Source organism: Phenylobacterium sp., assembly GCF_030693625.1.
In the GTDB taxonomy this organism is placed as follows: Bacteria; Pseudomonadota; Alphaproteobacteria; order Caulobacterales; family Caulobacteraceae; genus Phenylobacterium; species Phenylobacterium ferrooxidans.
The window spans coordinates 122,600-136,313 of the sequence record NZ_JAUYAF010000065.1 but is presented as its reverse complement, the minus strand read 5'-3'; the positions used below and the strand labels follow the sequence as shown (position 1 = coordinate 136,313).

Here is a 13,714-nt window from a genome sequence, read left to right as displayed (position 1 = left end):
CCGCGACAAAGAGTCTGTCAACGCTCAGCGATAGGTGAACAGCGTTCAGTCGGTCGTTTTTTGGCGGCGATGTGGCGCAAATACCAAGGGTCTTTGAACCTTCCGTAGCGGCATGAAGGCCTGATTTCTCAAGGGATGGGCGAATTTTTGACCGCTCGTACGATGAACCGGTCCCTCGGGCCGGCGCCGGGGCGCGCCCCGCGGCGCGGCCCACGGTCGCGCCGGCCTTTCGATTTTGCCGCCTCTGACGCATATGGAGCCGATGAGCCAACCCACCCGCGCCCTCGTGCTGTTTTCCGGCGGCCAGGACTCCAGCGTCTGCCTCGCCTGGGCCCTGGAGCGCCACGACCATGTCGAGACCGTCGGCTTCGACTACGGCCAACGTCACGCCGTGGAGATGGCCCAGCGCCAGGTGGTGCGCGCCGGGTTCCTGCAACGCTTCCCCCAGTGGGCCGGCAAGCTGGCGGACGACCACGTCATCGATCTGACCGGCTTTGGCGCGGTGGGCGAGACGGCCATGACCACCGAGCGCGCCTTCGAGGTGACGGAGAAGGGCCTGCCCAACACCTTCGTGCCCGGGCGCAACCTGGTGTTCCTGACCTATGCCGCCGCGCTGGCCGATCGGCGCAAGGCCCGCTTCCTGGTGGGCGGCATGTGCGAGACCGACTTCTCGGGCTATCCCGACTGTCGCCGTGACACCCTGGACGCCCTGCAGACGGCGCTGAACATGGGCATGGCCCAGGATTTCGTCATCGAAACTCCGCTGATGAAGCTCACAAAAGCCCAGACCTGGGCGCTCTCCAAGACCCTGGGCGGCGAGGCTCTCGTCGAGCTGATCGTCGCCGACAGCCACACCTGCTACCGCGGCGAACGCGGCGAGTTGCACGCCTGGGGCCACGGATGCGGCGACTGCCCGGCCTGCGACCTGCGGGTGCGGGGCTGGAACGAATGGGTGGCCGCCGGCCGGCCGGAACTCGTCCAGTGACCTATTCGGTCAAGGAGATCTTCCTGACCCTGCAGGGGGAGGGAGGGCAGGCGGGCCGCCCAGCCGTCTTCTGCCGGTTCGCCGGCTGCAACCTCTGGAGCGGCCGGGAACAGGACCGCGCCACCGCCGTCTGCACCTTTTGCGACACCGACTTCGTGGGTATGGACGGGGAGGGGGGCGGACGCTTCACGACCCCCGAGGCCCTGGCCGACGCGGTTGCGGCCCGGTGGACGGGCGGTCCGGACAACCGCCTGGTGGTCTGCACCGGCGGCGAGCCCCTGCTGCAGCTGGACCCGCCCCTGATCGACGCCCTGCATGGGCGGGGCTTCACCATCGCGCTGGAGACCAACGGCACCCTGGCCGCCCCCAGCGGCGTGGACTGGATCTGCGTCAGCCCCAAGGCCCATGCGCCGGTCGTGCAGCGCACGGGGCAGGAATTGAAACTGGTCTTCCCGCAGGCCAATGTCGATCCGGCCACCTTCGCATCGTGGGATTTCGAGCGGTTCCTGTTGCAGCCGATGGACGGTCCGGCGCGCCTGGAAAACACCCAGGCGGCGATCGCCTATTGCCTCGCCCACCCCCAGTGGCGTTTAAGCGTCCAAACCCACAAATATCTCGGCATTCCCTGAGCCGCGACTGCGCTCAGCGACGCCAAAGACAGCTGATGACCGCTCCAATTTTCGAGATCACCAAGGCCGCGACCTTCGATGCGGCGCACTATTTTGAAGATGGGCCCGAGCACCGGCCCTATTCGCGCCTGCACGGTCATTCCTTCAAGGTGGAGGCCACCGTGCGCGGCAAGCCGCAGGAGCCGGTGGGCTGGGTCGCCGACCTCGCCGACCTGGACAGCGCCCTGCGCGCCGTGGCCGCTGAGCTGGACCACGGCCTGCTCAACGAGAAGCCCGGCCTCGAACGCCCGACCCTGGAACACCTCTGCCTCTACTTCGCAGAGCGCCTGAAGGCCCCGTTCCCCGGCCTGTGCCGCATTGTGGTCTCGCGTCCCACCATCAGCGAAAGCTGCGCGCTGAACCTCTAGGCCCCTGTGCAGTCAGGCGAGCGGGTTGCAAGCAACGGCCCCTTGACACTGACCCGCGGTCATTAGTTAATGACTGTCGGTCATCAGGAAGGGCCCCATGAGCAGACCTCCGCGGCGGCGGCTTCATCCAGAGGCTCGGAAGCTCGAGATCGTCGAGGCCGCCGAACGCCTGCTGCAGGCCAATGGTGGCCGGGCGCGGGTGGAGGACGTGGTCCGCGAGGCGGGCGTCGCAAAGGGCACCTTCTTCCTCTATTTCCCCACCTGGGACGACCTGCTGGAGACGATCCGGCAGCGGCTGGTCTCCCAGTTCGACACCGCCTACCCCCTGCCCACCGAGGTCGAGGGCCCGGTGGACTGGCCTGGCCTCGTGGAGTCCCAGGCCCTGGCCTTCATCGAGTTCACCCTCTCCCGACGCGGCGTGGGTGAGGCCGTCTTCCATTCCGACTTCGCCGAGCGCCGGCCCCTGGCCGACCACGCCATCCACCGGCTCGCCGCCGTGATCCGCGCTGGCCAGGAGGCCGAAGCCTTCGGGCCGGTCGATCCGGACGCCACGGGACGCCTGCTGTACGCCGTGATCCACGAGGCGGCCGACGCCGTCGCGGGAGGCGGCGACCGCGCGGCCATTCAGGGCGCCCTGCAACACGTGCTTCGGCGCACCCTCGCGCCATGACCCCAGTCTTCGTGCCAACCCCTGGAGGATCCCATGAGTGAGAGCGTTGTGAACGTACGGTACATGGTCAGCGACGTGCAGGAGGCCGCCGACTGGTATGTCGGCCTCATGGGCTTCAGCCGGCTTCCCAACGCCTCGCCCGCCTTCGCGGCCGTGGAGCGCGGTCCCCTGCGCCTGCTGCTGAGCGGCAAGGCCAGCTCGGCCGGTCGGGCCATGCCCGACGGCCGCCAGCCCGAGCCGGGCGGATGGACGCGCTTCCAGATCATCGTCGAGGACCTGGCCGCCGAGGTCGATCGCCTGCGGGGCGAGGGTGTGACGTTCCGCAATGATATCGTCACCGGTCCCGGGGGATCTCAGATTCTCGCCGAGGACCCGTCGGGCAACCTGGTGGAACTGTTCCAGCCGGCGGTCTGGGGCTGAACCCGGCGCCCGGATGATCGGCGAGGGAGATCTTCAGCGGGACAAGCCGGTCTTCTGGCCAGGCTCAGCGCCGCTTGCGGTCGTCGCGCTCTTCGTCCTCGTCCTTCCCGTCGCCAGGGATCACCGCGCCCACCACCATGCCCGCGCCCTTGGCGGTCATGCCGACGGCGCTGGCGGTGACGCCCACGGCGGTGCCAACCACGGCGCCGGCGGCCATGGCGATGCAGCTGGCTTGGGAGAGGCCGAGCGCGGCGAGGAGGGCGGCGGTGGCGGCGGTGCGGACGATGGTCATGCTGGGTCCCTGACTGGCCCGCCAGGGTTAACCTGCAATTGATACCAAATGGTGGCTAGGCGGCTCGCCGGACTGTTGAGCGCGCGGGCCGCGACGCGACAGTGAAGACTCTAGAGCCTGAGCGCACGGGGCGCGGGCCCGTCGACGGCGCGGCGGCGCGGACCGTCGTAATTCGGGTCCACCTTGCGGCGGCGGTCGGGTCCGAAATAGTCGTCGGTCCGCACATAGGGGCGCGGGTGGTCGATGATCTTCTGCAGCCGGTCCAGCACACCGCGCGCGGTGAGCGGCTTGGCGAGGAACTCGTTGACCCCCACGTCGCGGGCTTCGCTGATTCGGCGCATGGTGGAGTGGCCGGTGATCATGATGACCGGCGCCATCTGGTTGGGGCTGTCGGGGGAATTGCGCAGCAGCCGCACGAAGTCGATGCCGTCCAGGGGCTCCATGGCCAGGTCTGTCATGACGATGTCGATGGGATGGGCCCGCATCTGCTGCAGGGCCTCGGCCCCGTCGCCGGCCTCATAGATGTTCTGCAGGCCCACCGCGCGCAGAACCTCCGACAACAGCACCCGCATGTGGTGGTTGTCGTCCACGATCAGGATCTTGAGGACTTCAAGCCGCACGGGGTGGTGTTCGCCCTACAATCTAACCTAGAAAACTGGCCTTGAGTCGATGGGGGTGTCGTCATCGACGGCGCGGAAGGCGCTCAGATACCGGCGTCGAACGCGTTCGGTCAACGGGCAATAATCCCTGACGGAACAAAACAATTCGGAGCGTGAGGGGTCGCCGAAGGCCGCGCGCTGAAGCTAAGCGTCAGCGGTCTGCTACTTTACCGGGCAAGTGGGCGCCGCCACCCGTCTGGGCCCGGTGCCGCAGGTAGGCGTCGGCCAGGACGCAGGCGGTCATGGCCTCCACCACCGGGACCGCGCGCAGGCCGACGCAGGGGTCGTGGCGGCCCTTGGTGCGCAGGTCGATGTCTTCGCCAGCCTCGTTGATCGACTGGCGCAGGGAGAGGATGGAGGAGGTGGGCTTGAAGGCCACGCGCGCCACCACCGATTGTCCTGTGGAGATGCCCCCCAGGATGCCGCCGGCGCTGTTGGACAGGAACAGCGGTCCCTCATTGCCCATCCGCATCTCGTCGGCGTTCTCCTCGCCGGAGAAGGCGGCCGAGGCGAAGCCCGCGCCCACTTCCACGCCCTTGGCGGCGTTGATGGACATCAGGGCGCCGGCCAGTTCGGCGTCCAGCTTGCCATAGATCGGCGCGCCCCAGCCGGCGGGCACGCCCGTGGCCTCGACCTCGACAATGGCGCCCGTGGAGGAACCGGACTTGCGGACGGCCTCCAGGTGGTCTTCCCAGACCGACACCATCGCAGGGTCGGGGCACCAGAAGGGGTTCTCGGTCGTCTGGTCCCAGTCGAAACGCGAACGGTCGATGGCGTGCGGCCCGATCTGCACCACGGCGCCGCGGATCGTCACACCGTCGAGGATCTTGCGGGCCACGGCGCCGGCGGCCACACGGGCGGCGGTCTCGCGGGCCGAGGCCCGTCCGCCGCCGCGATAGTCCCGCACCCCGTACTTGGCGAAATAGGCGTAGTCGGCATGGCCGGGGCGGAAGGCCTGGGCGATCTCGGAATAGTCGCGACTGCGCTGATCGACGTTCTCAATGATCATGGAGATCGGCGTGCCGGTGGTGACCTGGCCGTCGGTGCGCTCGTCGGCGAACACGCCCGACAGGATCTTCACCGCGTCCGGCTCCTGGCGCTGGGTGACGAACTTGCCCTGGCCCGGCCGGCGCTTGTCCAGCCAGACCTGGACCTCTTCGGCGGTCAGCTTGATGTTGGGCGGGCAGCCGTCGACCACGCAGCCCAGGGCCGGACCGTGGCTCTCGCCCCAGGTGGTCACGCGGAACAGATGGCCGAAGCTGTTGTGCGACATGCCGGCGCTTCTAACTGCGCGCTGTGACTATGGCTAGGCCGCCCAGGCCGCGGCGAAGCGCCGAAGCTGGGCGCGGGCGGCGGAATCCCCGGTGGCGCTGTCGGCGGCCAGGCGCAGGAACAGGTGACCCTGGCGGTGACGGCCCCGGGTCGGCAGGCCTTGGCCCACAAGGCGGATCAGCCCGCGTTCGCCGGCCTTCTTGGTCAGCCAGACGATGCGCCGGCCCAGCGGCGTCTCCACCGCGATGCGGCCCCCTTCCGCCAGCAGGCGCGGCTCGATCTTCACGGTGATCCAGAGGTCGTCGCCCCGCACCAGCATTTCGCCATCGCCGCGTATGGCGACCTCCAGCTCGGCCTCGCCTACGCGGACGGTGTCGCCGGCCCGCATCCCGGCGGGCAGCTCGATCTTCACCCGGCGACCGTCCGAGAGACGATGCTCCACCTTGCCGCCGGTCATGGCGATCAGGGGCGGGACCGAAAGGGTCGGCGAGCTGACGACAGGACGGCTGACCGTGGCCGGCGGCTGGCTCACCCGGTCGCGGGGAACCGGGGCGGTCTGCAGGATGTGATAGGCCTCCACGACCTCGCGGAAGCGTTCGGCGTCGCCGCCCTTTCTGTCAGGGTGGGCGCGTTTGGCAGCCTCGCGGAAGGCGCGGCGCAGTTCGGCGGGGCCGGCGAGGGGGCCTGCGCCCAGCACCTCGCGCGCCCGTTTCGCGCTCATCGTCATGGAGTTCGCCGCAGTCATCGACGACAGTCTTAGGAAGACGCGGTCAATGGGGGGTTAAGCCCTGACGCCGGAAACCGGCTGCGCTATATGCGGGGCCATGACCGACAAGCCCGCCATCCCCGCCTCACCGACCGAGGACGACTACGTCCGCAGCGTCACGGAGGCCGCGCCGCTTCCGCTGCTGTCGGAGGAGGACCCGATCGCTCTCTTCAACACCTGGCTGGCTGAGGCCCTGGGCAAGGAGCTCAACGACGCCAACGCCATGGCTCTCGCCACCGCCGACGCCGACGGCCTTCCCGACGTGCGCATGGTGCTGCTGAAGGACGCCGACGAGCGCGGATTTGTCTTCTATTCCAACGAACAGAGCGCCAAGGGCCGCGAGCTCGCGGCCAATCCGCAGGCCGCCCTGCTGTTCCACTGGAAGTCGCTGCGCCGGCAGGTCCGTGTGCGCGGTCCCGTCTCCCACGTCTCCGAGGCCGAGGCTGACGCCTATTGGGCCACCCGCGCCAGGCCCGCCCAGATCGGCGGCTGGGCCTCCCAGCAGTCGCAGGCTCTGCCCGACCGCCTGGCCTTGGAAAAGCGCATCGCCGAGTACGGCCTGAAGTTCGGCCTCGGCAAGGTGCCACGCCCGCCGCATTGGCGCGGCTTCCGCATCACGCCGCACAGCATCGAGTTCTGGCGCGATCGCCCCTTCCGCCTGCACGAGCGCCTGGTCTTCGTCCGCGAAGGCTCGGGCTGGACCACCCAGCGGCTCTATCCTTGACCGATCCGCAGGAAGCCGAGGTCGCCGCCTGGTTCGAGGCCCAGGCTGACCGCGCCATCGAGACCGCCTGCGCCCGGGTCTATCTGGCCGGCGAGCTGGCCTTCAAGGTCAAGCGCCGGGTGGAGTTGGGCTACCTCGACTACTCCACCCTGGACCTGCGCCACTGGGCGCTCGAGCGTGAGCTGAGCTTCAACCGCGCGGCGGCCTCCGACATCTACCGCGCTGTCCGCAGGGTGACACGGGCGCCCGATGGCGGCCTGGAGCTGGACGGCGCCGGCGAGACCGTCGAGTTCGCCCTGGAGATGCGCCGCTTCGACGAGCACGCGGTCCTGGCGGCCCAGCCCTGGGCGGTGGACGGGCCCCTGGCCGATGCGCTTGGCCGCACGGTGGCCGGCTTCCATGCCGATGCGCCCATCCGTCCCAATGGCGGCGGCGGCAAGGCGCTGAAATACACGATCGATTCCAACGCCCAGTTGCTGAGGGGCCTGGCCGCGCGGTTGGGCGCCGAGCGCGTCGAGCAGGCGGCTGCCGCCACCGAGGCCGAGTACCACCGCCTGGAGCCCCTGCTGGACGCCCGCCGCGCCGCTGGGTTCGGCCGCCACTGCCACGGCGACCTGCATCTGGGGAACATCCTGCTGGAGGATGGCCGCCCCATCCTCTTCGACTGCATCGAGTTCAACGACGTGCTGTCGGAGATCGACGTCCAGTATGACCTGGCCTTCCTGCTGATGGACCTGCAGTTCCGCAGGCGGTCAGACGCCGCCGTCCGCGCCCTGTCGGCCTATTTCGACCAGGCGGCCCGGAGCTGGGGCGATGAACTGCGGGCCGGCATGGCCGCCCTGCCGCTGATGCTGTCGGTCCGCGCCGCCGTCCGCGCCCATGTCTGCGCCTATAGCGGCGACGATGCTGGCGCTGTCGCCTACCTCGACGCCGCCATCGCCCACCTGACACCGGTGGCGCCCAGCCTGGCGGCGGTCGGCGGGCTCTCCGGCGCCGGCAAGTCCACCTTCGCCCGCCTGATCGCGCCAGGCCTCGGGGCCTCGCCCGGCGCGGTGGTTCTACGCACCGACGAAATCCGCAAGCGCCTGCTGGGGGTGGCCCCGGACGCCAGGCTCTCCAGCGCCGTCTATTCCCCGGCCTTCTACCAGGACGTCTACGACACGGTGTTCGCCGATGCGCGCGCCCTGCTGGCCGCCGGCCGCGCCGTGGTCCTGGACGCCACCTTCATTCAACCGGAACTGCGCGCCCGCGCGCAGGCGCTTGCCGCCGAGCTGGGCGTGGCCTTCCATGGCGTCTGGCTGGAGGCCGCGCCCGACATCCTCGCCACTCGCATCGACGGCCGCAGCGGCGACGCGTCGGACGCCACCCGGGCCACCCTCCAGATGCAGCTCGACCGCGACATCGGCGAGGTGACCTGGACCCACGTCGACGCCTCAGGTCCCGCCGCGGACTCCGCCGAGGCCTGGTCGATCCGCTACGCCCGCGGGTGATCGCCCCTGCGCGCGAGGCCCCTGGATTCATTCTCCGTTAGTCAAGAGCACCCAAGGCTCACCGCACAACTCGGAGATCGGTGTTATGGGCGCGCAGCAACAGACCGCGGAGGTGCTCGAGGCCAGCGTGTCTAGCATGGTGGGCGTCCTGGCCTGGGAGATCGAACTGGCCGGCGCCCGCTGCATGAAGCTCGACGTCCTCATCGGCCAACTGATGACCATCCTGCCGCCGGAACACCGCGAGAAGCTGGTGGAGGGCATGCACACGGTCGATCTGCTGGGCCAGCAGCTCACCAGTCTCTCGACCTTCGCCCGTCACCTCAGCGCTGGAATCCCTGAGGAGGTGACCGCCTCGGTGGAGGACGCGCTCGGCGGGATGACCCTGGGCGCCCTGGCCGACCGCATGTTCAGCGCCCTGGGCGGCGAGGAGAAGGGCATCAATGACGGCGACGAGGCGGGCGACCTTGACCTGTTCTGACCCCTCCGTCCCGACCCTCAAAGGCGCGCGCCGATGAACCTCGAGAGCCAGGGCCGCAGGATCCTGATCTGCGACGTCGACCGCACCGTGCTCGAGCTGCTGCAGATTCGCTTCGACCTCGCCGGCTGCCACACCTTCGTCGCTCGCACCGGGGCCTCGGCCCTGGAGACCGTGAAGACAGCGCGTCCGGCCGCCATGATCCTGGAGCTGAACCTGCCGGAGATGGACGGCTTCGACGTGTTGCGCGCCCTTAATCCGCGCGGCGAGGGGATCCATTTCCCAGTCCTGGTGATGGGCAAGAAACTGTCCGCGGAGGACATCCAGCGGGCGGTGGCGCTGGGCGCCCGGGATTGCCTGGCCAAGCCCTTCAGCGGTGCTGATGTGCTGGAGCGCGTCGCCCGCCAGTTCCGCCGTCACGCCCCGCCCGCCCCGCCGCTCGCCGCCCAGTCCCTCCGCACGGCGATGGTCTAGCGCCCGCGAGGACTGATCGCGGGACAACCTCCGCTTCCCTTGGCGGTGAAGCTGCGGCCATTGTGCGCGTCGTGAACATCCTCTTCATCACCCTCGACCAGTTCCGCGGCGACGCGCTGGCCTGCGCCGGCCATCCGATCGTGCAGACGCCGCATCTCGACAGATTGGCCCGCGAGGGGGTGCGGTTCGCCCGCCACTACAGCCAGGCCGCCCCCTGCAGTCCGGGCCGGGCCAGCCTCTACACCGGGACCTACCAGCTCAATCATCGGGTGGTGGCCAACGGCACGCCCCTGGACCGGCGGTGGGACAATGTGGCCAAGGCGGCGCGCAGGGCCGGCTATAGGCCAACCCTGTTCGGCTACACTGACCAGGCGGTGGACCCCCGGGACGTCACCGGCCCCGAAGACCCGCGCCTTAGGTCCTGGGAGGGCGTGCTGCCGGGCTTCGAGGTGGGGCTGAACTTCGCCACCCACAATCCCGGCGTCTGGGTCGACTGGCTGCGCGGCCTGGGCCACGAGGTCCCGGACGACTATGAGGGCGCGGTCGGCGGCGAGCCGGGTCGCCCGGCCGAGCACAGCCTGTCCGCCTATCACACCGACGTTCTGCTGGACTGGATCGCCGCCCAGGAGGGCCCCTGGTTCGCCCACCTGTCCCAGCTTCGACCGCACCCGCCCTATGGCGCGGCGGGGCGTTTCGCGACGATGTACGACCCCGCCGACATGGCGCCGCCCATCGCGCCCGCTGAAGATCGCCACCGGCTGCACGATGGCCTGCGCCGCGCCATTGGCGCGCCCGAGGACCCGACGGAGATGGCCCAGCTCCGGGCGCAGTACTTCGGCATGGTCAGCGAGGTCGATCACCAACTCGGACGCCTGTGGGCGGCCCTCGAGGCGTCCGGCCAGTGGGAGGACACATTCATCGTCGTCACCGCCGACCACGGCGAGCAGCTGGGCGACCACGGCCTGATCCAGAAGGCGGGGTTCTTCGAGGAGAGCTACCACATCCTGAATATCGTCCGGGACCCGCGCCAGCCCCGCGCCCACGGCGCGGTGGTGGACCGCTTCACCGAGAACGTGGATCTCCTGCCCACGCTCTGCGAGGCCATGGGCCTGCCCGTCCCCGACCAGTGTGACGGCCTGCCGTTGACGCCCTTCCTTGCGGGCGAGGACCCGCCCCACTGGCGCGCCGCCGCCCACTGGGAATTCGACTGGCGCGGCTCCAACATCGCCAAGGGCGTCCAGGCCTGGCCGTGGGACCGGCGGCTGGAGCAGCAGAATCTGGCGGTGCTGCGCTCGGAGGAGGCCGCCTATGTACAGTTCGGCGACGGCGCATGGCTCTGTTTCGACCTCGCCGCGGACCCCACCTGGCGGACGCCGGTTACCGATACCGGTGTCATCCTCGCCCACGCCCAGGCGATGCTCACCTGGCGCGCCCAGCACACCGACCGCACCCTCACCGGCCTGCTGATCGACAATGGCGGGACCGGACGCTGGCCGGCCTCGCACCTCTGACGCAATTCTTCACCAAAACCCTCGCGTCACAAGGGCGCGGCGTTGCGTCGGAGCCCGGCAAAAACTAGCCTGTCGCGCGCCCGTTCAGAGGCCGCAGTGGAGGACGCGTTTCGATGCAAGGCAGGATGCAGGACTGGCCGCTGACGGTCGACCGGATCATCGATCACGCCAAGTCCTGGCACGGCGACCGCGAGATCGTCTCGCGCTCCGTCGAAGGTCCCATGGTGCGCACCACCTATGCGCAGGTCCATGCGCGGGCCAAGCGCGTCTCCAACGTCCTGAGGGGCCTGAACATCCAGCCGGGCGACCGCGTCGCGACCCTGGCCTGGAACACCGCCCGGCACATCGAGGCCTGGTACGGGATCATGGGGATGGGGGCGGTCTGCCACACCCTCAATCCGCGGCTGTTCTCCGAGCAGCTCGTCTACATCATCAACCATGCCGAAGATAAGGTCATCTTCACCGACCTCACCTTCCTGCCCATTCTGGCCGGAATCCGCGACCAGATCCCCACCGTCCAGCACATCATCGTCTTCACCGACGACGCCCACATGACCGCCGGCCTGCCCGGCGCCCATTCTTATGAGAGCCTGCTGAGCCAGGTGTCCGAGGACGCCGTCTGGGGCGGCTTCGACGAGAATTCGCCGGCGGGCCTCTGCTACACCTCGGGCACGACGGGCAATCCGAAGGGTGTGCTCTACAGCCACCGCTCCAACTTCCTGCACACCCTGGTGACCATGGGCGCCGACGTGCTCGGCATCGGGGCGACGGACACCGTCCTGCCGGTGGTGCCCATGTTCCACGCCAACGCCTGGGGCGTGGCCTTCTCCGCGCCCGCCGTGGGCGCCAAGCTGGTGATGCCCGGCGCCAAGCTGGACGGCGCCTCGATCCACGAACTCTTGGAGAGCGAGCAGGTCACCTTCTCGGCCGCTGTGCCCACCGTCTGGCAGATGCTGCTGACCCACCTGCGCGACACCAACGGGACCCTCAACAGCCTCAAGCGCGTCGTCATCGGCGGCTCGGCCGTGCCCGAGGCCATCGTGCGGGCCTTCCGCGACGACTATGGCGTGGCGGTCACCCACGCCTGGGGCATGACCGAGACCTCGCCGCTCGGCACCCAGGCGACGCCGAACCATCGGATCGCGGCCATGGACGCCGAGGACCAGCTGCGCTTCCAGCTCAAGCAGGGCCGCCCGCCGCTCGGCATCGACCTGCGGCTCACCAATGACGAGGGCCAAGACCTGCCGCGTGACGGCCACACCTTCGGCAAGCTGCTGGTGAAGGGCCCGTTCGTGGTGGGCGAGTACTTCAAGGGCGATGGCGGGGAGATCCTCGACGACCAGGGTTTCTTCGACACCGGGGACGTCGCCACCCTGGACGAACACGGCTTCATGCAGATCACCGACCGCGCCAAGGACGTCATCAAGTCCGGCGGCGAGTGGATCAGCACCATCGAGATCGAGAACATCGCCGCCGGCCATCCCAAGGCCGAGCTGGCCGCCGTCATCGGCATGGCCCACCCCAAGTGGGACGAGCGGCCCTTGCTGTTGGTCAAACTGCGGCCTGGCCAGGAGGCCACCAAGGAAGAGTTCCTCCAGTTCCTGGAAGGCAAGATCGCCAAGTGGTGGATGCCCGACGACGTGGTCTTCGTCGAAGACATCCCCCTGGGCGCCACCGGCAAGATCGACAAGAAGCTGATCCGCACCCGGATGGCCGACTATGTCCTGCCCACCGCCGCTGCGGCCGCCGCCTCGACCATCGCCCTGGCCGCTCCGCCCGAGCCGAAGATCTACGCGCCGGAGCCTGAGACCCCTCCCGCACCGGAGGTTCACGCCCACGCCGAGCCCGCGCCGCAGGAGGACCACGCCGGCTGGTCTCCCGCGGCCAGGCCCACCCAGGAGGAGAGCTATTCCGGACTTACGGTCCTGACGCCGACCCTGGATGACGCTGCGGCCGTGGAGGCCCAGGCGGAGGCCATCGCCCCTTTTCCCGCTGAGCCCGCGTCGGAGACGCGCGCCTCGGCTATCCCGCCGCCCGAAGCCCATGCGCCCCTGACCTTCGGCTCGTCCTCCGACGAGGAGCCCTTCGGGGCGCCCCTGGTCCCGCGCCGGACCAAGACGCGCAAGGGCGACGGCTTCGCGGGCTTTTATCTGAACCTGGCGACCCTGGTGGCCCTGACGCCGGCCCTGATGGTGGGCGCGGGCATGCTGGGCACCCGCTACGGCCTGATGGACTGGAAGACCGGCCTGGGCGTCATCGCCCTGGAATGGGCGCCCAAGGTGACCATGATCGCCGTGGCCGCGGGCCTGCTGGGGATCATCATCGCCCTGTTCGCGGGCTTCGGCCGCTACTGGGCCCGCGCCCTGATGGTGCTGATCCTCTGCGGCGCGACCTTTGGCGGCTATCTCTGGGCCCGTCAGGCCCAGATCACCAATCCCCCCATCAATGACGTCTCCACCGACTGGACCATGCCGCTCACCTTCTCGCAGAAGATGATGCGCGAGCGGGGACCCGAGGCGATCATGGTGGAGGCCGATCCGATGCGGCCCCTGGACTCCTTCGCCTATGCCGGCCGCCGCATCGCCGATATCAACGCCGAGACCTGCGCCGATGCCCGGCCGCTGGTCCTGGCCCAGGCGCCGGGGCAGGCATACGCCCAGGCCAAGGCCGCCGTCGAACAGGCAGGCCTCGCCCTGGTGACCGACGATCCGGCCACCGGCCGCATTGAGGCCACCGGCCGCAGCCTGGCCTTCGGTCTGAAGAATGATGTCGTGGTCCGGGTCCTGCCCGCGCCCCAGGGCTCGCGCATCGATGTCCGCGCCATCGGCCGCGTTCCGGTCTCCGACCTCGGCGCCAACTGCGCCCGGGTGACGGAGCTGATCGGGGCGATGCGGAGCTGATCCGCGCCGGGATTTCGGGAGCGACAGCCAACGAAGGGGC

The 13,714-nt window shown here is 69.4% G+C and carries 15 protein-coding genes; 11 read left to right on the top strand and 4 right to left on the bottom strand.

Annotated elements, in window-relative coordinates:
• Positions 1-262: 262 nt before the first annotated feature.
• The 5 genes from queC (at position 263) to Q8N10_RS14700 (ending at position 3,111) form a co-directional block, all read left to right on the top strand.
• Complete coding sequence (queC, locus tag Q8N10_RS14720) at positions 263-985, top strand: 7-cyano-7-deazaguanine synthase QueC (protein ID WP_304779944.1); 723 nt, start codon at positions 263-265, stop codon at positions 983-985.
• A complete protein-coding gene (queE, locus tag Q8N10_RS14715; RefSeq protein ID WP_304779946.1) occupies positions 982-1,614 on the top strand; it encodes a 7-carboxy-7-deazaguanine synthase in 633 nt (210 codons plus the stop codon). The genes queC and queE overlap by 4 nt, the downstream gene beginning before the upstream one ends.
• 35 nt (positions 1,615-1,649) lie before the next feature.
• Positions 1,650-2,021: a 6-carboxytetrahydropterin synthase gene (locus tag Q8N10_RS14710; RefSeq protein ID WP_304779949.1), complete on the top strand. Its 372-nt coding sequence runs from the start codon at positions 1,650-1,652 to the stop codon at positions 2,019-2,021.
• Between the two features lie 97 nt (positions 2,022-2,118).
• A complete protein-coding gene (locus Q8N10_RS14705) occupies positions 2,119-2,691 on the top strand; it encodes a TetR/AcrR family transcriptional regulator (RefSeq protein ID WP_304779951.1) in 573 nt (190 codons plus the stop codon).
• A 33-nt stretch (positions 2,692-2,724) separates the two neighbouring features.
• On the top strand, positions 2,725-3,111 hold the full coding sequence (locus tag Q8N10_RS14700; protein ID WP_304779954.1) for a VOC family protein: 387 nt from the start codon (positions 2,725-2,727) through the stop codon (positions 3,109-3,111).
• A gap of 64 nt (positions 3,112-3,175) precedes the next feature.
• Here Q8N10_RS14700 and Q8N10_RS14695 read toward each other — a convergent pair whose 3' ends face one another.
• The 4 genes from Q8N10_RS14695 to Q8N10_RS14680 all read right to left on the bottom strand — a co-directional run bounded on the left by Q8N10_RS14695 (position 3,176) and on the right by Q8N10_RS14680 (position 6,061).
• Complete coding sequence (locus tag Q8N10_RS14695) at positions 3,176-3,403, bottom strand: hypothetical protein (RefSeq protein ID WP_304779956.1); 228 nt, start codon at positions 3,401-3,403, stop codon at positions 3,176-3,178.
• A gap of 110 nt (positions 3,404-3,513) precedes the next feature.
• Positions 3,514-4,023: a response regulator gene (locus tag Q8N10_RS14690; RefSeq protein ID WP_304779959.1), complete on the bottom strand. Its 510-nt coding sequence runs from the start codon at positions 4,021-4,023 to the stop codon at positions 3,514-3,516.
• A 190-nt stretch (positions 4,024-4,213) separates the two neighbouring features.
• Positions 4,214-5,335, bottom strand: coding sequence for a chorismate synthase (aroC, locus tag Q8N10_RS14685; RefSeq protein ID WP_305336866.1), 1,122 nt, complete (start codon positions 5,333-5,335; stop codon positions 4,214-4,216).
• Between the two features lie 33 nt (positions 5,336-5,368).
• Positions 5,369-6,061, bottom strand: coding sequence for a DnaJ domain-containing protein (locus Q8N10_RS14680; RefSeq protein WP_304777284.1), 693 nt, complete (start codon positions 6,059-6,061; stop codon positions 5,369-5,371).
• A gap of 97 nt (positions 6,062-6,158) precedes the next feature.
• On the opposite strand from Q8N10_RS14680, the gene pdxH reads away from it, so the two are divergent.
• From pdxH to Q8N10_RS14650, 6 genes are all read left to right on the top strand, one after another.
• Complete coding sequence (gene pdxH / locus Q8N10_RS14675; protein WP_304777285.1) at positions 6,159-6,824, top strand: pyridoxamine 5'-phosphate oxidase; 666 nt, start codon at positions 6,159-6,161, stop codon at positions 6,822-6,824.
• Positions 6,821-8,314, top strand: a complete 1,494-nt coding sequence (locus Q8N10_RS14670; protein ID WP_304777286.1) for an AAA family ATPase — start codon at positions 6,821-6,823, stop codon at positions 8,312-8,314. The genes pdxH and Q8N10_RS14670 overlap by 4 nt, the downstream gene beginning before the upstream one ends.
• An 85-nt stretch (positions 8,315-8,399) precedes the next feature.
• Positions 8,400-8,792: a hypothetical protein gene (locus Q8N10_RS14665; RefSeq protein WP_304777287.1), complete on the top strand. Its 393-nt coding sequence runs from the start codon at positions 8,400-8,402 to the stop codon at positions 8,790-8,792.
• 33 nt (positions 8,793-8,825) lie between these two features.
• Entirely contained in the window at positions 8,826-9,263 is a 438-nt protein-coding gene (locus Q8N10_RS14660; RefSeq protein WP_304777288.1) for a response regulator transcription factor, read from the top strand.
• A gap of 71 nt (positions 9,264-9,334) precedes the next feature.
• Complete coding sequence (locus Q8N10_RS14655) at positions 9,335-10,774, top strand: sulfatase-like hydrolase/transferase (RefSeq protein WP_304777289.1); 1,440 nt, start codon at positions 9,335-9,337, stop codon at positions 10,772-10,774.
• Between the two features lie 113 nt (positions 10,775-10,887).
• A complete protein-coding gene (locus tag Q8N10_RS14650) occupies positions 10,888-13,674 on the top strand; it encodes a long-chain-fatty-acid--CoA ligase (RefSeq protein WP_304777290.1) in 2,787 nt (928 codons plus the stop codon).
• The last annotated feature ends 40 nt before the right edge of the window (positions 13,675-13,714 follow it).